Source organism: Streptomyces sp. NPDC048352 (assembly GCF_040651895.1).
Taxonomy (GTDB): domain Bacteria; phylum Actinomycetota; class Actinomycetes; order Streptomycetales; family Streptomycetaceae; genus Streptomyces.
Genome location: NZ_JBEZKZ010000035.1, coordinates 55,434 through 71,103 on the forward strand (window position 1 = coordinate 55,434; position 15,670 = coordinate 71,103).

The 15,670-nt window shown below is 74.2% G+C and carries 17 protein-coding genes; 6 read left to right on the forward strand and 11 right to left on the reverse strand.

Going from position 1 to position 15,670, the window contains the following annotated elements; translation table 11 throughout:
* Positions 1-29 precede the first annotated feature (29 nt).
* Both AB0D45_RS19510 and ppk2 read right to left on the reverse strand, forming a co-directional pair.
* Positions 30-479 carry a PRC-barrel domain-containing protein gene (locus tag AB0D45_RS19510; RefSeq protein WP_362460531.1) on the reverse strand — a complete coding sequence of 150 codons (450 nt, stop codon included), beginning with the start codon at positions 477-479 and terminating at the stop codon, positions 30-32.
* Between the two features lie 121 nt (positions 480-600).
* Positions 601-1,572 carry a polyphosphate kinase 2 gene (gene ppk2 / locus AB0D45_RS19515; RefSeq protein ID WP_362460568.1) on the reverse strand — a complete coding sequence of 324 codons (972 nt, stop codon included), beginning with the start codon at positions 1,570-1,572 and terminating at the stop codon, positions 601-603.
* 253 nt (positions 1,573-1,825) lie between these two features.
* On the opposite strand from ppk2, the gene AB0D45_RS19520 reads away from it, so the two are divergent.
* Positions 1,826-2,902, forward strand: a complete 1,077-nt coding sequence (locus AB0D45_RS19520; protein ID WP_362460534.1) for a YncE family protein — start codon at positions 1,826-1,828, stop codon at positions 2,900-2,902.
* 86 nt (positions 2,903-2,988) lie between these two features.
* Here AB0D45_RS19520 and AB0D45_RS19525 read toward each other — a convergent pair whose 3' ends face one another.
* Both AB0D45_RS19525 and AB0D45_RS19530 read right to left on the reverse strand, forming a co-directional pair.
* Positions 2,989-3,321, reverse strand: coding sequence for a GYD domain-containing protein (locus AB0D45_RS19525; RefSeq protein ID WP_362460537.1), 333 nt, complete (start codon positions 3,319-3,321; stop codon positions 2,989-2,991).
* A 143-nt stretch (positions 3,322-3,464) separates the two neighbouring features.
* A complete protein-coding gene (locus AB0D45_RS19530) occupies positions 3,465-4,697 on the reverse strand; it encodes a glycosyltransferase (RefSeq protein ID WP_361610380.1) in 1,233 nt (410 codons plus the stop codon).
* A 150-nt stretch (positions 4,698-4,847) separates the two neighbouring features.
* On the opposite strand from AB0D45_RS19530, the gene AB0D45_RS19535 reads away from it, so the two are divergent.
* Positions 4,848-6,071, forward strand: a complete 1,224-nt coding sequence (locus tag AB0D45_RS19535; protein WP_361610381.1) for an aromatic acid exporter family protein — start codon at positions 4,848-4,850, stop codon at positions 6,069-6,071.
* Positions 6,072-6,099: 28 nt separating this feature from the next.
* Here AB0D45_RS19535 and AB0D45_RS19540 read toward each other — a convergent pair whose 3' ends face one another.
* Positions 6,100-7,497 carry a TerD family protein gene (locus tag AB0D45_RS19540; protein ID WP_362460540.1) on the reverse strand — a complete coding sequence of 466 codons (1,398 nt, stop codon included), beginning with the start codon at positions 7,495-7,497 and terminating at the stop codon, positions 6,100-6,102.
* A 141-nt stretch (positions 7,498-7,638) separates the two neighbouring features.
* On the opposite strand from AB0D45_RS19540, the gene AB0D45_RS19545 reads away from it, so the two are divergent.
* Together AB0D45_RS19545 and AB0D45_RS19550 are read left to right on the forward strand one after the other, a co-directional pair.
* Complete coding sequence (locus tag AB0D45_RS19545) at positions 7,639-8,667, forward strand: aminoglycoside phosphotransferase family protein (RefSeq protein WP_362460543.1); 1,029 nt, start codon at positions 7,639-7,641, stop codon at positions 8,665-8,667.
* A 176-nt stretch (positions 8,668-8,843) separates the two neighbouring features.
* Positions 8,844-9,455: a ZIP family zinc transporter gene (locus AB0D45_RS19550; protein ID WP_362460546.1), complete on the forward strand. Its 612-nt coding sequence runs from the start codon at positions 8,844-8,846 to the stop codon at positions 9,453-9,455.
* A gap of 126 nt (positions 9,456-9,581) precedes the next feature.
* Here AB0D45_RS19550 and AB0D45_RS19555 read toward each other — a convergent pair whose 3' ends face one another.
* From AB0D45_RS19555 to AB0D45_RS19570, 4 genes are all read right to left on the reverse strand, one after another.
* Entirely contained in the window at positions 9,582-9,848 is a 267-nt protein-coding gene (locus tag AB0D45_RS19555) for a DUF4235 domain-containing protein (RefSeq protein WP_362460548.1), read from the reverse strand.
* Complete coding sequence (locus AB0D45_RS19560; RefSeq protein ID WP_362460551.1) at positions 9,845-10,342, reverse strand: DUF3618 domain-containing protein; 498 nt, start codon at positions 10,340-10,342, stop codon at positions 9,845-9,847. The genes AB0D45_RS19555 and AB0D45_RS19560 overlap by 4 nt, the downstream gene beginning before the upstream one ends.
* Positions 10,339-10,764 (reverse strand): phage holin family protein, encoded by a 426-nt coding sequence (locus tag AB0D45_RS19565; protein ID WP_361610593.1) that lies wholly within the window; start codon positions 10,762-10,764, stop codon positions 10,339-10,341. The genes AB0D45_RS19560 and AB0D45_RS19565 overlap by 4 nt, the downstream gene beginning before the upstream one ends.
* Positions 10,765-10,913: 149 nt before the next feature.
* On the reverse strand, positions 10,914-11,957 hold the full coding sequence (locus AB0D45_RS19570) for a YihY/virulence factor BrkB family protein (protein WP_362460554.1): 1,044 nt from the start codon (positions 11,955-11,957) through the stop codon (positions 10,914-10,916).
* Between the two features lie 174 nt (positions 11,958-12,131).
* On the opposite strand from AB0D45_RS19570, the gene AB0D45_RS19575 reads away from it, so the two are divergent.
* Positions 12,132-12,920 carry a 2OG-Fe dioxygenase family protein gene (locus tag AB0D45_RS19575; RefSeq protein ID WP_362460557.1) on the forward strand — a complete coding sequence of 263 codons (789 nt, stop codon included), beginning with the start codon at positions 12,132-12,134 and terminating at the stop codon, positions 12,918-12,920.
* 2 nt (positions 12,921-12,922) lie between these two features.
* On the opposite strand, the gene AB0D45_RS19580 is transcribed toward AB0D45_RS19575, so the two are convergent.
* Positions 12,923-14,071: a glutamate--cysteine ligase gene (locus tag AB0D45_RS19580; protein ID WP_362460560.1), complete on the reverse strand. Its 1,149-nt coding sequence runs from the start codon at positions 14,069-14,071 to the stop codon at positions 12,923-12,925.
* Between the two features lie 94 nt (positions 14,072-14,165).
* The gene (locus AB0D45_RS19585; protein ID WP_362460562.1) at positions 14,166-15,212 is read right to left on the reverse strand and encodes a PI-PLC domain-containing protein; all 1,047 of its coding nucleotides are present in this window, start codon (positions 15,210-15,212) and stop codon (positions 14,166-14,168) included.
* 197 nt (positions 15,213-15,409) lie between these two features.
* On the opposite strand from AB0D45_RS19585, the gene AB0D45_RS19590 reads away from it, so the two are divergent.
* Positions 15,410-15,580, forward strand: coding sequence for a hypothetical protein (locus AB0D45_RS19590; RefSeq protein ID WP_362460564.1), 171 nt, complete (start codon positions 15,410-15,412; stop codon positions 15,578-15,580).
* The last annotated feature ends 90 nt before the right edge of the window (positions 15,581-15,670 follow it).

Below are 15,670 nucleotides of genomic sequence, written 5' to 3' on the forward strand. Positions count from 1 at the left end.
CCGGGCCCCGCCCCGCGCTCACCTCCGCCTCACCGCCCGGGCTGCGCCGGCCGGAGCCGGGACGCGCGCGCCTCCTGGCCGGCCGTGCCCTCCCGGATGGTTTCGGCCCGGTCCATCTGCCCCCAGCCGGCGCCGCCCTCGGCGTTCACCTCGTCCCGGGCGTCCCTGATCCCGTAGTGCGCGAAGAGCTGCTGCTCCTCGGCCACCGACAGGACGCTCCCGCAGTCGAGCGCCGCGCACGGAGCGCGTTCGATCAGGGAGACGGCGTACGGCAGCACCAGGCGCTCGTCATCCAGCGCGGCGTGACGCAGCGGGACGAAGACGCCGCCCAGGCCGGACGCCCGGTCGGTGATCCGCACCCATTCGGGCCTGCCGGTGGTGTCGTCCACCAGTACGTAGTCCACTCCGCCCACCCGCTGGCCCTGGTCCGTGTACGCCGCGTACCCGGTCATGGCCGTGAGCTGCTCCTCAGTGATCATCGTTTCCCCTCGTCTCCCTGCCGCGCGCTGCTGTCACGGCCCGGCTACCCGCCCACGGCCCGGTGAAGCGGACCAAGCTGCTCCGTCCGCCTCCGGGCCCGGTCTCGGAGGCCCTTACGCGTCACGCGTCCCCCTCGGGAGGATCGGGATGCAGGCCACGGCCCGCGGGAGGGCCGGCCAGCGGGGTGGGGGAGAGGGCCGCCGGTTCCTCTCCCGATTCCAAGAGGGTGTCCGCGGCCCCGACGATCAGCGGGTCCGGCCGGCCGACGGCGAGCTCGTCCCTGTTGTCGTAGTCGATCCGCCACAGCAGGTAGCGCATCGCCTCCAGGCGGGCCCGGCGCTTGTCGTTGCTCTTGACCACCGTCCACGGCGCGGCCGCCGTGTCGGTCGCGCGGAACATCTCCACCTTGGCCTCGGTGTACGCGTCCCACCGGTCCAGAGAGGCCAGGTCGGTCGGCGACAGCTTCCACTGGCGCACCGGATCGACCTGCCGGATCGCGAACCGGGTGCGCTGCTCCGCGCGGGAGACCGAGAACCAGAACTTCACGAGCAGCATGCCGTCCTCGACCAGCATGGCCTCGAAAGCCGGGCACTGGCGCAGGAAGAGGGCGTACTCCTCGTCGCTGCAGAAGCCCATCACCTTCTCGACCCCCGCCCGGTTGTACCAGGAGCGGTCGAAGAAGACGATCTCCGCGCCGGCCGGCAGGTGGGCGATGTACCGCTGGAAGTACCACTGCCCCGCCTCCCGCTCGGTCGGCTTGTCCAGGGCGACGATCCGCGCCCCGCGGGGGTTGAGCCGCTCGGTGAACCGCTGGATCGTCCCGCCCTTGCCCGCCGCGTCCCGGCCCTCGCAGATCACCACCAGTCGGGCGCCCGAAGCCTTCACCCAGCGCTGGAGCTTGAGCAGCTCGATCTGCAGGACCCGCTTGGTCCACTCGTACTCCCCGCGGCGGATCTTGCGGTCGTAGGGGTAGTTCTCCCGCCATGTGCGGATGGGAGCACCGTCCGCGTCCAGCAGCACGGGCTGCTCCGGCTGACTCGTGTCCACGCTGAGGCCCGCGAGCAGGTCGTCGGCCTTCGGCTCGCTCCGCATACCGTCCATGACCCGCCTCTACCCGGCTCCGGCGCCCTCACGTGCGCTGTCTGCGCCGAACCTGTGCTGCCTGCGCCGAACCCGTACTGCCAGGGGCGCGGGTGTGGCCGCCGTACGCCGGAAGGGGGCCCCGCTGACCTGTTCGGCCATGCCTGCCTGGCGAGGACATGGCACCCGGCACACGATGCAGCGGACGGCCGCCCGCCCGGTGCGGACCGTCTGCCGTCCCGCGCACAGCCCAAGAGGAGAAGCGATGCCCGTAACGCCGGACCGCCACGACGACGCGCCCGCACGGCGCGCGAAGGGGAGACAGCCGCGGCCGCGGCACGGGCGCCGGGCGTGGCCGGCGGGCGTCCTGGCGGCTGCCTGCACCGCGGTGCTGCCCGGCGTCACCGCGCACGCGGCCGCGGCCGACTCCGAGCCCCGGCCCGTCAGCCGGCTCTACGTCACCAACGTCTCGGCGGACACGCTGTCGGTGATCGGCGTCCGCAACAACAACCTGCTCGCCACCGTCCCCGTGGGCGCGACCCCGACCGACGTGGAGGTGGACGCGGGCCGGGCGCGCGCCTACGTCGTGAACCGCGAGGGCGACTCGGTGTCGGTGGTCGACACCGGCACCAACACCGTGGTCGCCACCATCGCCGTCGGCGACGCCCCGTGGGACGTCGCACTGGACCCGGGCCGGGCCCGCGCCTACGTGGTGAACGCGATCGGCGACTCCGTGTCGGTGATCGACACCGCCGCGAACGCGGTGGTCGCCACCGTCCCCGTGGGCGACGCTCCCACCGGCGTCACGGTGGACCCCGGCCGTGCCCGCGCCTACGTGACCAACGGCGGCGCGGACTCGGTCTCGGTGATCGACACCGCCGCGAACGCGGTCGTCGCGACCGTCGCCGTCGGCGACCGCCCGTCCGGGGCCGCGGTGGACGCCGGCCGCGGCCGTGCCTACGTGGCCGACGAGGGCAGCGACGCGGTCTCGGTGCTCGACACCGCCACGAACGCGGTGGTCGCCACCGTCCCCGTCGGCGGCCTGCCCGTCTCGGTGGCGGTCGACCCGGGCCGCGCCCGCGCCTACGTGGTGAACGCCGACGACGACACGGTGACGGTGCTCGACACCGCCACCGACGCGGTGGTCGCCACCCTCCCCGTGGGCGACGAGCCGGCCCGGGTGGCGGTGGACCCGGCAGCCGGCCGCGCGTACGTGACCAACTCCGCGGCGGACACCGTCACGGTGATCAGCACCGACACCGACACGGTGGTGAACACCCTCAACGGCGGCGACGAGCCGGTCGCGGCGGCCGTGCTGACCGCGGCCCCCAAGGGGGGATGAACGGCACCGGCACCCGCACCGGGGGAGGGAGCCGCCGGGACGGCGGGGCTGTCCGGTGCGCCGGGCACCCCCGCACCGGCCGGGGCTCAGTGCTCCGCGCCGGGAGCCCGGTACCGGACCCCCTCGGCCGCGCGCAGGGCGTCCAGCGTCTCCTCGACGGTCAGGAGCACCGTCGTCTCGAACGAGCTGAGCGCACCCCCTCCGCTGATCGCGAGCGCGACCGCCGCCATGGACACGTTGTCCGGGGCTTCCCACAGGTTGTAGCCGTCGTGCGTGCCGAAGGCGTACCAGAAGCCGTGGAGCTTCCCGCCGACGGACTCGATGTAGGTCCGGGCGGCCTTCGCGCGGTCCTCGGGGTGGCCGGTCAGCCGGGCCCAGGTCTGCGGGGTGTAGCTGAACCTCGACAGGTAGAGCGGCATCGTGTCTCTCCCTCGTTTCCGCTCAGGGGAGCCCGCGCCCGGCTGCGGGGAGCGCCGGACGCGGCCGTGGCTCCCCCGAACGGCCGGGGACGATGACCGGCACGGCCCAACGGGCGCCGGGGAAGGGCCGAGGCCGGACTCGCTCAGGGGCGGACCAGCCGTTCGAGCGCGGCGGCGACGGGAGCGACGCCGTCCTCCGCGGCCAGTCGCCGGGCGATGTGCCGGGCGCGTTCGCGGTAGGAGGGGTCGGCCGTGACCCGTCGCAGCGCGGAGCCGAGGGTGTCGGCGTCGAGGCGGCGCAAGGGCACCGCCCCGGGTGCGGTGCCGAGGTCCACGAGCCGGGAGGCCCAGAAGGAGGCGTCGAACTGGACGGGGACGGGGACGCAGGGAACGCCCGCGCGCAGGGCCGCGCCGGTGGTACCGGCTCCGGCGTGGTGGACGACGGCCGCCATCCGGGGGAAGAGCAGGGAGTGCGGGACGTCCCCGATGGTGATCATGTCGTCCTGGTCGGCGGACAACCCGGCCCACCCGTGCTGGATCACGCCGCGCAGGCCCGCGGCGCGCAGGGCGGTGACGATGTGGGCGCTGACCCGCCGGGGGTCGGGCGTGGTGGCGCTGCCGAGGCCCACGTACACCGGGGCGGGTCCGGCTCCGAGGAAGTCCTCCAGTTCCCGCGGGAGCCGGCTCACGCTGTCGTGGGGCCACCAGTACCCGCAGACCTCCAGCCCGGGACGCCAGTCGCGGGGCCGGGGAACCACCAGCTCGCTGAAGCCGTGCCACACGGGCCAGCCCTGCCGCTCGCGGGCCCGCCGGGCGGAGGGCAGACGGCTCGCCGGGAGGCTGTGCTCGGTGGCCAGGGCCCGCGCGGCCCCGGTGAAGACGCTGTCGACGGCCGCGGCGACGGCGTGCCCGCCCATCCGGTTGCCCAGCGGGCCCAGGGAGCGGGTTCCGAGCATCGGGGGCGGGAACTCGCGGGTCCCGTGCAGCGGCTGGAGGAAGAGGCCCATGCTGGGCCGGGAGACGCCCGCGGCGATGGCGCAGGCCAGCGGCGCGACGGTCCCTCCGGCCAGGACGACGTCGGCGTCGCGCGCCGCGCGCACCAGCGAGTGCGTCATCTCCGGGGCGATGCGCCGGGCCAGCGCGACGGCCCGCAACAGCTTCGCGGCCCCGTTCCGGCTCCGGTGCAGGCCCTGCCCACGCGTCGAGTGCAACTCGGCCCGCGGATCCCCGGGCACGGCCTGGAAGCGCACTCCCGACCCGGCCAGCAGCGGCTCGAACACGGCGTGGGTCACCAGGGTGACGTCGTGTCCGGCCCGGGCCAGCCCGGCCCCCAGCCCCGTGTACGGTGCGACGTCCCCCCGCGACCCTGCTGTCATGATGGCGATCCTCACGCCGCCAGTGTGGCGGCTCGTCCCCGCCCACACCGGGCACATCGCGCGACGGCGGGAAAATCCCCCGAAGCGGCTGCGTGTGGCATCGGGTTGACCAGGGGGTGATCTTGGCGGCCGACGGGGAACAGGCGAGCTATGCCCCAACTCGCACGTCCCTTCTTTCCCTTCCGTCACCTCCCGCACAAGCTGCTGTCCCGGCGGCGGGACCCCGTGGTGGTGCAGAGCGTCCGCTCCACCGGGGCCGCCGTCGTGTCGTACGTCGTCGCGCTCCAGCTCAGCAACGAGCCCGCACCCCTGACGGCCCCGCTCACCGCCCTCCTCGTGGTCCAGGTCACCCTGTACTCCACGCTCACCACGGGCGTGCGCCGCGTGAACTCGGTCGTGGCCGGGGTGCTGATCGCGATCGGCTTCAGCGCCCTCGTGGGCCTGACCTGGTGGAGCCTCGGGCTGGTCATCCTCGCCTCACTGGTGGTCGGACACCTCGTCCGCGTCGACGAGTTCGTCCCGGAGGTGGCGATCAGCGCGATGCTGGTCCTCGGCGTCACCCGGGTGGCGGACACCGCCTGGGACCGGGTGCTGGAGACGCTGATCGGCGCGGTGGTGGGGCTGGGCTTCAACCTCCTGTTCGCCCCGCCCGTCTGGGTGGAGCCCGCCAGCCGGGCGATCGACGACCTCGCCGCCCGGATGGCCGCGCTGATGACCGGCATGTCGGACGAGCTCACCGGCCGCACCACCGTCGCCGAGGCCGCCGTCCGCCTGCACGAGGCACGCCGGCTCGACAACGACATCGCCGGAGTCGACGCCGCGCTGCGCCAGGCGGAGGACAGCCTGCGGATGAACCCCCGTGTGCGGGAAGAGGGACTGATGTTCCGCCTCGTCCTGCGCACGGGCCTGGACACGCTCGAGATCTGCGCGGTCGTGCTGCGCGTCTCGGCCCGGGCGCTCACCGACCTGGCCAGGGCCCGCGCGGACGAGCCGCTGTTCTCACCGGCGGTGACCGAGGCCCTCCAGGACCTGTTCGGCCACATGGCGCTCGCCGTGCACAGCTTCTCCCGGCTGATCACCGCGCAGGTCACCACGAACGCGGAGGAGCAGGAGGAGCGGCTCACGCGGGAGCTGGGGATGGCGCGGGAGGCCCGGGACCTGCTGGCACGCCTGCTGCTGGAGCAGCTGCACACCTCCCCGGCCCAGTGGCAGCTGCACGGCGCCCTGCTCGCCGACGTGGACCGGGTGCTGGACGAACTCGACGTCGACAAGCGGTCCCAGCGACTCATGGAGGAACTGGACCGGCACTCCCGGCTGCGCCACGAGCGCAGCGGCAGGGTCCACCGCGCCATACGGCGCGTGGGCCGCCGCTAGGCCGGTTCCCGGCCGGGTCCGTCGCAGGTCAGCGCAGGCGCTTCCAGAAGGGAGGGATCTCGCCCTCCTTCCGGTTGTGGTGGGGGGCGACCTCCCGCGGGGTGATGGACCAGGGGCTGTCGCACCTGACGACCAGCAGCCGCGCCCCGCGCGTCAGCGCCACCGTGCTCCGCCCCGACTTGTACCCGCTGTACAGCCGGCGGGACGAGGCGCTGCGCCTGACGGAGTCGAGCTGGAACCAGGCCTCGTCCCTGCTGTTTCGGTGCCGGATGGCGAGGTCGACGGCAGGGCCCGCGTACGCCAGGACGTCGGGGCCGACGCCCTCGACGCGCTCGCTGACGTCCCGCAGCACCGAAACCGGACTCACGGTGATCTTCCACTCGCCCTCGGCCTTCACCCGCAGCCGCAGCGGTCCGTTGCCGTCGTGGTCCACGACGCCGCGCCCGGTGAACTCCTCGAGCCGGCTGTAGAGGACCGACGGGGACCGGTCGCGGTTGCGGTGGTTCAGCGCCGTGATCTCGATGCGGCCCTGCCCCGCCCTGGCCACGTCCACCACCACGAGACCGGCGGGTATGGGGGCGTCCACCCGGACCATGTCCTCCCCCCTGCCCTCCTGCGAGAAGACGGGGAAGTCCGGCCCGAAGTCGGTGGGGAGGTGGTTCAGGCGCGTCGTGATGGTGCCCAGCAGCGGTGCGCCGGTCTTGGAAACGGGAGTTCCGGGCGGCACGGGGGCGGCCGCGGGGGCCGCCGGTACGACCGGCTCGGGCCGGACCGGAGCCGCCGCCGCGGCGGGCTCCGCCGCGGGAAGCGGCGGGGCGGGCGGGGGAGGCTCGGGCAGCGCGGGCGCGGGCGGCGGCACGGCGGCCGGCTCGGTCTCCGGCTCTTCCTCCTCCACCGTGAAACCGTAGTCCGCGGCGAGGCCCGGAAGCCCCGCCTCGTACCCCTGCCCGACGGCGCGGAACTTCCAGCCGCCGGCCCGGCGGTAGAACTCGCCCAGCACGTACGCGGTCTCGGTCGACGCGTCGTCCTCGTCGACCGAGTACACCGCCATCCGCTCGCCCGTCCGCCGGCTGACGGCTTCCACGTACAGCCCGGGGACGTCGCCGAAGGTGCCGGCCTCGGCGGAGGCCGCGATGACGATCCGGTCCACCTCCGGCTCGACCCGGGCGGGGTCGATCTCCAGCCAGTCCGCCGTCCGCCCGTCCTCGCCCCGGGCGTTGCCGAGGAGTTCGACGGCGCTGGTGGCGTGGGCGCGCTGGTTGTAGAAGATGAGGTCGCTGCGGCCGCGTACCCGGCCGCTGTCGTCCAGCAGCAGCGCCGCCGGGTCGATCTCGGGCACACCGGGCCCGGTCGCGCCGCGGACGACGGCGACCCGCATGGGCTCGCCGGACACGGGCAGATTGCCCCCCTTGATGATCTGCGTCATGACGGCATCGTCGCAGGCCGGTCGCCCGCACGTCGAGCACTGTTCGAAAGGGAGCTGACCACCCGTCGGGAGCGTCGGCTGACGGGCGGTCATACGGGGAACCGCCCGGCCCGACGCGGGCATGCGTGGCAGGATGAGCCCATGTGGCCGCGACTGCCGTTCGGGGACGGGTTGCGGGCAGCGCTGGGAACGCCCGGGCGCTCCCGCAGACTGGGCAGCAGCCCGCGCTCGCGCGTCTGGCGCGTCGAGCTGCCGACGACGACCGCGGTGGTGAAGCAGCTCGTCGCCGGCCCCGGTGCCGACGAGCGGTACGCCCGCGAGGTGGCCGCCCTCGGACTCGCCGCCCGGGCCCGGCCGCCCGTGGTACCCGCGCTGCTGGCCACCGATCCCGGCGAGCGCGTCCTGGTGCTGGAGCACCTGGACCACCGGCGCCCCTCCGGGGACTGGATCGTCGACTACGCGGGCACGCTGGCCCGGTTGCACGCGTCCGCCGGCCCCGAGGACGCCGGGGTGCTCCCCCGATGGCAGGGCCCCGCCCAGGCCGACGCCGACTCCTTCCTCGGGCTGGCGGACGCGCTGGAGGTCCCCGTCGCGCCCGGTGTACCCGGTGAACTCCGCGAGCTCGTGCAGCGGCTCGGCCGAGCTCCCGGGCACGCCCTTCTCCACGGCGACCCGTGTCCCGGCAACGACCTCCACACCGCCGCGGGGGTCAGGTTCATCGACTTCGAGCAGGCGTCCCTGGGCAGCGGCCTGATGGAGCTGGCCTACCTGCGCGTCGGGTTCCCCACCTGCTGGTGCGTCACCTCCGCGCCGGCGCCGCTGCTGGAACGCGCGGAGGGCGCGTACCGCACGGCGTGGCGCGCCGCGACCGGGTGCGCACTCCAGGAGGGCCTCGCCGACGCATGTGCCGGCTGGCTGCTCCGAGGCGACGCCCTGGTCGAGCGGGCGCGCCGTGACGGTACCGACCACCTGGACCGGCTTGCGGACCGGGACTGGACGTGGGGTACGGCGTCCGCCAGGGAACGGCTCGTGCACCGGCTCGGGGTCGTCAGCCGGATGACCGCCGCTGACGCCTCCCTCGGCGGTGTCAGCGGCCTCACCGCCGACCTGCGCCGGCGCATGCTCGTACGCTGGCCCGCACTCCGGCCCGTCCCCGCACGGCGGCCGTAGTCCGGCGGTCGGTGTTTGCCCGCCGGACGGGTACACGTGGTGCATCTGTCGGGAGCGTGGAGAGGGGCGGTCGTGGCCGGAGCGTTGATTGCGGGCGGCTGGGGGCTCTTCGCGGGCGCGGCTCTGCTGGTGGGCGCGGCCGTCGGCTCGTTCGTGCGGGTCCCGCCCGTGTCCTGATGGCCGCGGTGTCGTTCGAGCTGATCGCCGAGGCGTACGAGCGCGCCGGCATGGGGCCGGTGGTGGCGGGGGCGGTCGGCGGCGCCGCCGTGTACTCCGGGGCCAACGCGCTGCTGGCGCGACGGGGGGCCCAGCACCGCAAGCGCTCCGGGGAACAGCAGCCGTCCGAGTCCGAAGCGCCCGGGTCGGGGAACGCCATCGCGCTCGGGGCGCTGCTGGACGGCGTCCCGGAATCGATCGTCATCGGCACGAGCCTGCTGGGAGGCGGGCAGCTGGGGGTGGCGACGGTGGGGGCGGTGTTCATCAGCAATCTGCCCGAGGGCCTCGCCAGTGCCGCGGGCATGCGCGGTGCCGGACGCGGCCGCGGCTACGTGTTCGCGCTGTGGGGCGGCATCGCCGTCGTCAGCGGGCTGGCCGCACTGGCCGGGTACGCGTTGCTGGGCGGCGCGTCGGAGGCGGTGATGGCGGTGATCACGGCGGTGGCCGGCGGGGCGATCCTGGCGATGATCGCGGACACGATGATCCCGGAGGCGTACAGCAGGGTTCATCTCCTGACGGGGCTGGTCACCGTGGTGGGGTTCCTGTCGGCGTTCGGCATGTCCCACCTGTGACCGCCCGCCATCCGGAGCCCGACCGGCCGGCGCCCGGCCCGACCGGCCGACGCCCCGCCCGGGCGACGGCGCGGCGCCGGCCGAGGGGGCCGGCGCCGCGCTGACGGTTCAGCCGCCAGGTGCCGGTCAGCCGGGCCAGGTACCGGTCAGGCGCCGGGTGGCGACGGCTCCGCCTCGGTCCACGGCGGCCTTGACGACGGCGAACACCGCGCCCTGCAGGGCTGCGGCGAGCAGGATCTCCTGCCAGGTGCGGTCCTCGTCGGTGGCGTCGGGGGCGTCGTCGTCGTGGCCGATCATCTTCCACGCCTGCTTGAAGGCCGCGCCGGCGATCAGGCCGCTGAGGGCACCGAGCGTCAGCCCGACCGGCTTGTAAGCGATCTTGGACGCCTTCACCGGCGCCTCCGGCTGCGGCGCAGGAGCAGGAAGACGACGAGGGCCCCGGCCGCGGCCAGCAGCGGAGTGCGGTTGGCCCGCGCCATGGCCGCTGCCGTCTCCGCCTTCTCGCGGACCGGTTCGGGGGCCTTCTCCGCGGCCATGTGCCCGGCGCGGGCGGCGGTGTCGCGGATCTGGGCGGCGGCGTGGGAGGCCTTGTCGAGGACCGGATCCGGCGCCTTGTCCTTGACCAGCTGCGCGGCGTGCGCGGCCTTCTCCCGGATCTGGTCGGTGACGTGGGTCGCCTTCTCGGCGGCCTGCTCCTTGATCTCGGCCGCCTTCTCCGCGGCCTGCTCCTTGATCTCGGCCGCCTTCTCCTTGGCCTGGGCCTTGACGTCGGCCTTGGCCGCCAGTGCCTCGACGGTCTGGCCGAGTTCGTCGCGGGTGCGCTCGACCTTCTCGCGCAGTTCCTCGGGAGTCGGCGTGGATTCCTCGCCCGGTGGCTGGTGTGTCATCGGTGTGCACGCTCCTTGATCTCGGCCACGTCGGCCTTGACGCTGTCGATGGTCTGTTCCGGGGCGGGGCTGCCGGCCCGGGCGATCTGCTTCTTGCCTCCCGCGGCCAGAACCGCCGCCACCGCCGCGAGCAGGGCGGCGACGATCAGCGCCGACGCCCAGACCGGCAGCAGCAGGGACAGGGCCGCGATCCCGGCGCCGACCAGGGCCTGGGCGGCCAGGAGGCCGAGGAGGCCGGCGCCGCCGAACAGGCCGCCGCCCACCCCGAAGCGCTTGCCCTTGCGGGTCATCTCGGCCCGCGCCAGCTGCATCTCCTCGCGCACCAGTTCCGAGATCTGCTGCGAAGCGCGGGAGACCAGCTCACCCACTGATTCCTCGGTTCTGGCGCTGCCGGGGCCCTGGTGGTGTCCAACGCCGCTCATGGAATCCTCACCTTCCTCCTTGTGGCCGTCCTGCTCAGGTGGTGCACGGTGGCGGCCCTGGGTCCGCTGCCTCCGTCCGTCGCTTCCGATTCCGCTCCGTCCGGACGGTCCGGCGCCGCCGTGCTCCGGGCGCGCATACCCCGCCGTGGTCATTCCAGGCGGCGGCGGTCCTCATCAGTCCACTTCCGCGTGTCGCGGGGCTCGACGTAGGGTTCCGCGTCCTCGGGGTGGCCGCCCACGATGGCGCGCTGGCGGACCAGCTCGGCGTCGAACTCCAGGCCGAGCAGGATGGCGAGGTTGGTGATCCACAGCCAGATCAGGAAGATGACCACGCCCGCCAAGGTGCCGTACGTCTTGTTGTAGGAGCCGAAGTTCGCGACGTAGAAAGCGAAACCGGCCGAGGCGATCATCCAGATCACCATCGCGAGGAAACTCCCCGGGCTCACCCAGCGGAAGCCGCGGCCCTTGGCGTTCGGCGCGGCCCAGTACAGCAGGGCGATCATGGTGGTGACGAGCAGTACCAGGACCGGCCACTTCGCGATCGACCACACCGTCATCCCGGTGTCGCCCACGCCGAGGGCGGTCCCCGCCTGCCGGGCGAGGCCGCCGGTGAAGACGACGATCAGGGCACTGGCGACGGCGAGGACCATCAGCGCCACGGTCAGGGCCAGCCGCAGCGGCAGGACCTTCCACACCGGGCGTCCTTCCGGCATGTCGTAGACGGCGTTGGAGGCCCGGATGAAGGCGGCGACGTAGCCGGAGGCGGACCAGACGGCCACGAGCAGTCCGACGACGGCGAGGAGGGACCCGATCCCGCTGTTGCCCTGCAACTGGTGGATCGCGTTGCTGATCACGTCCCGCGCCGCACCGGGGGTGAGCCGCTGGAGGTTGTCCAGCACCTGTCGGGTGGCCGACTCGCCCGCGATCCCCAGCAGCGACACGAGCACCAGCAGTGCCGGGAAGAGGGCCAGCACCCCGTAGTAGGTCAGCGCCGCGGCCCGGTCCGCCAGCTCGTCGTCCCTGAACTCCTTCAGCGTGCCGCGCAGCACTGCCATCCACGACCGCTTGGGCATCTGCGAAAGCCGGTCCGGCGCGCGCTCCTCGACCTGCCTGTCGGGACCGACGGCCTCGTCGCGACCAGCGTCCGACGGCCGGCGGTCCTCACCGTGTTCTGGGGTCGGTGTGGGTTTCATGCCCGGCGCATTTCCACTTACGCCACGCCCATGCGCGCAGCGCCACTTTCGCCGCTGCCGGCCGGTGCGGCGGCGCATCCGGCCTGCCGGCGCACGTCCGTACGCGCCCCGGGACGCGCTCCGGACGCCGCGCAGCGGATGCCGTGCGCCCGGGCCGGCCACAGTATGGGACGCATGGACGTACACGGCAGCGCCCCCTCGGATCTGCGCGAGGGCACATCCGGCAGCGGACGGGCCCCGGCTGCGGACGATCCCCGCCACCTGCTCGTACGGGCACGCGGCGCCGTCGCCGCGGACGGCTGGCACCTGATGGACCCGGCGGCCGTCTCACGGTGCCTGGGCCAGGACCCCGGCGTGTGGCGGCGCTTCGCCGCGCACTGGGAGGACCTGGCGCCCGACGCGTACGCGGCGCAGGCCGGGACGCGGCGGCTGCGCCGCTTCGGCCGGTTCCTTCTCACGCGGTCCGGGGAGGTCTCCGCGCTGCCCCACGACGTGTTCGTCCAGCCTCAGGACAGCAATCCCCTCTACGTCGACGTCGACCGCCGCTTCGAGCCGCTCACGGAGCGGTTCCGGGGCGAACCGCTGCTGGAGGCGCTGATCCGGATGCTCGGCGGGGTCGCCGCCGGCCTGACCGACGCGCCGGAGTGGACGGTCAGCGTGCATCCCTTCCGGGTGGTCGCACAGGCGGACAGCGCGGGCCAGCCCACCCCCGAGGGACGCCACAAGGACGGCGTCACGCTGGTGAGCTCCCTGCTCATCGCCCGGGAGAACGTCATCGGCGGCCGGAGCACCGTCTACGACGCGGACGGCCGGGAGATCGCGGCGACGACCCTCGGCGAGCCCGGGGCCCTGCTGCTGAGCGACGACGAGGCGACGTGGCACGCCGTCTCACCGGTCCTTCCGGAGGATGCCGGCCGCCCGGGCCACCGGGACGTCCTGGTCACCACCCTCGCCGCCCGCTGACCTCAGCCCTGCCCGCCGTACGACCCGGCCGTGGCGGACACGAGCCCGTCGACCACCGCTGCCGTGCCGCTCCCGCCCGTCGCCGCGGCCCGCTGCCGCGTCGCCCCGTCGCCGCGCTCGGTCAGGCGCCGGAACAGGGCCGTGACCTCCTCCAGGTCTCCGAAGTCCTCCAGGGCCGGGCGTACGAAGTCCACCAGCTCGCCGGCGAGCTGGTGGAGCGGTCGCATGAGGCCCGTCCGTGCGTCGAAGCCGTCGCCGCTCCACCCGTCGCGGGCCGCCCGCCAGCAGGCCGCGCGCAGCACCTCGCCCTCCCACGCCGGCCCCGGATCGCCGCCCTCGGCCGCGGCGGCCGCCGTGACGACCAGGGCGCGCAGGAGCACGGCGACGGCGACGGTGTCGTCGAGGTCCTGCAGTACGTCCATCGCACGGATCTCCAGGGTGGGCAGCCGGGGATTGGGGCGCAGGTCCCAGAACGGCATGCCCGCGTCCAGCATCGCCTCGGTGTCGGCGATGAGCACGGCCAGCCGCTCGTGCTCCTGCCACGACGCCGCGTGCGGCGGCGGCCCCAGGCACGGGAAACGGCTGCGGATCACCGCACGCCAGCTGGCGTAGCCGGTGTCGCACCCCCGGTGGTACGGCGAGTTCGCGCTCAGCGCGATGAGCAGCGGCAGCCAGGGCCGCAGGTGGTTGCCCGTCAGGACGGCGAGCTCGCGGTCGGGCAGGTGGACGTGGACGTGGAGCGCGCTGATGGCGAAGTCGTCCAGCATGCTGCGGTACTGGAGGGTGCCCGCACGGTAGCGGGGATGGTCGGCCACCTCCGCCGGCCCGGGGCCCTGGAGCACCGCCGTGCCCGAGGCGCACAGCCGCACTCCCTCCTCGCGGGCGGCCGTGACCAGCGCCCCGCGTACCCGCTCGAGCTCCTGGCGCAGCTCTCGCGCCGACCCGCACGGCGGTGTGCGGCCCTCGACCTGGCACAGCGCGAACTCCTTCGTCACCAGGTCGCCGACCGCCCCGGCAGCGCGGGCGGCGACCCTGGGGCCGGCGGGAACGATGAGGCGCGTCCGGGGGTCGACGAGGAAGAACTCCTCCTCGACCCCGATCGTCGGTGCCCGGCCGCCGGACGCGGCGGAGGGGGAGGGGGAGACGTTCATGCCTTCAGCATTCCCGCAATCGGCCTCCCCGCGGGCCGCCACGCGCAAGCGGGGCCGCCGCCGGACCCATCGGTACCCCTTCGGCTCCCTCCGGTCACCGGCCGGCGTCGAGCTCCGCGACGATCGAGGCGGGGGTGTGGCCGCTGCCGTCGGACAGGCGGTGGAAGTCGACGGAGACGAAGTTCGGGCTGCGTCCCCCGGCCGCGGTCCGGCACTGCTCGGCGACGCGGTTCCTGAGCTTGGCGCCGTTGTCCAGGGCCGCCGTGAGGACGGTGGGCACGTTGCGGTGGTGGCTCATCGTGAACAGCCGCCTGAAGCCCGGCTCCTGGCGGTCCAGGGGTACGTCGGGCCAGCGGCTGACGCACGCCAGGTCGTTGCCGAGGTCACCGAGGCTCCAGTAGTTGCTCACCGTCCACGACCGGTCGTACATGACGCCGAGGTGCTCGCGGTCGGAGCGGTCGGAGAAGACCAGCAGACGCTTGCCGGCGGTCACCAGGTCGGCCACCTTCGGCCATCCGTTCTGCCGTACGCCCCATGCGTCGGGCCGGAACAGCAGCTCGTCCATCCCGCGGACGCGGTCGAGGGACTGCCGCAGCTGCTCGGCACTCACGTAGTCCTCCAGGAAGACGGTGACGACCTCCTGCGGGTCGGCGGCGAGGAAGTTCACCACGGTCTGCATCGTGCCGTGGAAGGACTGCCGCGGCAGTGCGTACGTGGCGCCCGCGAAGGTCTTGCAGTCGCCGTGGCACAGGTACACGTCGCTGGGGTAGCAGTCGCTGCCGAAGCTGATGACGCACAGCCAGGTGCTGTGCTCGTACCAGTGGGTGTCCAGGCTCAGACCGCGGACCCCGTTGTCGAGCTGGGCGCGCACCGACTCGGACTGGTTCACCGAAGTCCAGCGGGAGTCCTCGTAGTTGGTGAAGGAGTTGTGGGTGGCGAGGAAGGCGACCTCGTCGAGGCGGCGGTCGCCCCAGCGGGCGACGGCGGCGGCGTCCGCCGTCGGCGCGTCCGCGGCGGCGGCGCTCGGGGGGCCGAGGAGGGCCAGTAGGAACAGGCAGAGGAGCAGGGGGAGTCCTGCTCTTCGCGCGCGCCGGGCGCGGGCGGTCCGGCGCCCCGCGTGTGGCATGTCTATGTCAAACATGGGCGGAGGGTAGCGCGCCGGTCGCCCGGCCACCGCTCCGCGGACGTCTTCGGCCGGTTCCCGTCGCCCCGGGGCCCGGGCGGACCGCTCGACGGCAGGGCCGGATGGGCGTGCCGGGATGCGGGCCCGCACGAGTCGTGAGGCCATGGCTGGGGCGGCACACCGGTGCCGCCCGCACGCCGACGAAGGGAGTGGCCATGGCCAAGAAGGACCGGAACCAGGAGAAGCGGGGCACGCAGAAGGCGCCGCAGAAGACGCCGCAGAAGAGGGGCACCCAGGAGCAGCCGGCGCCCGGTGCGTCGCCGAAGGGCAAGCACCGGCAGGACGCCGGGACCGGGCGCGAGGCCGGCGGTCTCACCGCCGTGTGACCTGACGAGCCGTAGGGCCGTAGCGCCGCAGCGGGTCGCGGGCGGGGCGGCCGCCGCGCCCGGGCCCCCCGGTAGGGGGGCGGCCCCCCC

What these genes read in the sequence shown, in the direction of transcription:
- AB0D45_RS19510 (WP_362460531.1), bottom strand. Translation starts at nt 479, where the DNA reads ATGATCACTGAGGAGCAGCTCACGGCCATGACCGGGTACGCGGCGTAC.
- ppk2 (WP_362460568.1), bottom strand. Translation starts at nt 1,572, where the DNA reads ATGCGGAGCGAGCCGAAGGCCGACGACCTGCTCGCGGGCCTCAGCGTG.
- AB0D45_RS19520 (WP_362460534.1), top strand. Translation starts at nt 1,826, where the DNA reads ATGCCCGTAACGCCGGACCGCCACGACGACGCGCCCGCACGGCGCGCG.
- AB0D45_RS19525 (WP_362460537.1), bottom strand. Translation starts at nt 3,321, where the DNA reads ATGCCGCTCTACCTGTCGAGGTTCAGCTACACCCCGCAGACCTGGGCC.
- AB0D45_RS19530 (WP_361610380.1), bottom strand. Translation starts at nt 4,697, where the DNA reads ATGACAGCAGGGTCGCGGGGGGACGTCGCACCGTACACGGGGCTGGGG.
- AB0D45_RS19535 (WP_361610381.1), top strand. Translation starts at nt 4,848, where the DNA reads ATGCCCCAACTCGCACGTCCCTTCTTTCCCTTCCGTCACCTCCCGCAC.
- AB0D45_RS19540 (WP_362460540.1), bottom strand. Translation starts at nt 7,497, where the DNA reads ATGACGCAGATCATCAAGGGGGGCAATCTGCCCGTGTCCGGCGAGCCC.
- AB0D45_RS19545 (WP_362460543.1), top strand. Translation starts at nt 7,639, where the DNA reads ATGTGGCCGCGACTGCCGTTCGGGGACGGGTTGCGGGCAGCGCTGGGA.
- AB0D45_RS19550 (WP_362460546.1), top strand. Translation starts at nt 8,844, where the DNA reads ATGGCCGCGGTGTCGTTCGAGCTGATCGCCGAGGCGTACGAGCGCGCC.
- AB0D45_RS19560 (WP_362460551.1), bottom strand. Translation starts at nt 10,342, where the DNA reads ATGACACACCAGCCACCGGGCGAGGAATCCACGCCGACTCCCGAGGAA.
- AB0D45_RS19565 (WP_361610593.1), bottom strand. Translation starts at nt 10,764, where the DNA reads ATGAGCGGCGTTGGACACCACCAGGGCCCCGGCAGCGCCAGAACCGAG.
- AB0D45_RS19570 (WP_362460554.1), bottom strand. Translation starts at nt 11,957, where the DNA reads ATGAAACCCACACCGACCCCAGAACACGGTGAGGACCGCCGGCCGTCG.
- AB0D45_RS19575 (WP_362460557.1), top strand. Translation starts at nt 12,132, where the DNA reads ATGGACGTACACGGCAGCGCCCCCTCGGATCTGCGCGAGGGCACATCC.
- AB0D45_RS19580 (WP_362460560.1), bottom strand. Translation starts at nt 14,071, where the DNA reads ATGAACGTCTCCCCCTCCCCCTCCGCCGCGTCCGGCGGCCGGGCACCG.
- AB0D45_RS19585 (WP_362460562.1), bottom strand. Translation starts at nt 15,212, where the DNA reads ATGTTTGACATAGACATGCCACACGCGGGGCGCCGGACCGCCCGCGCC.
- AB0D45_RS19590 (WP_362460564.1), top strand. Translation starts at nt 15,410, where the DNA reads ATGGCCAAGAAGGACCGGAACCAGGAGAAGCGGGGCACGCAGAAGGCG.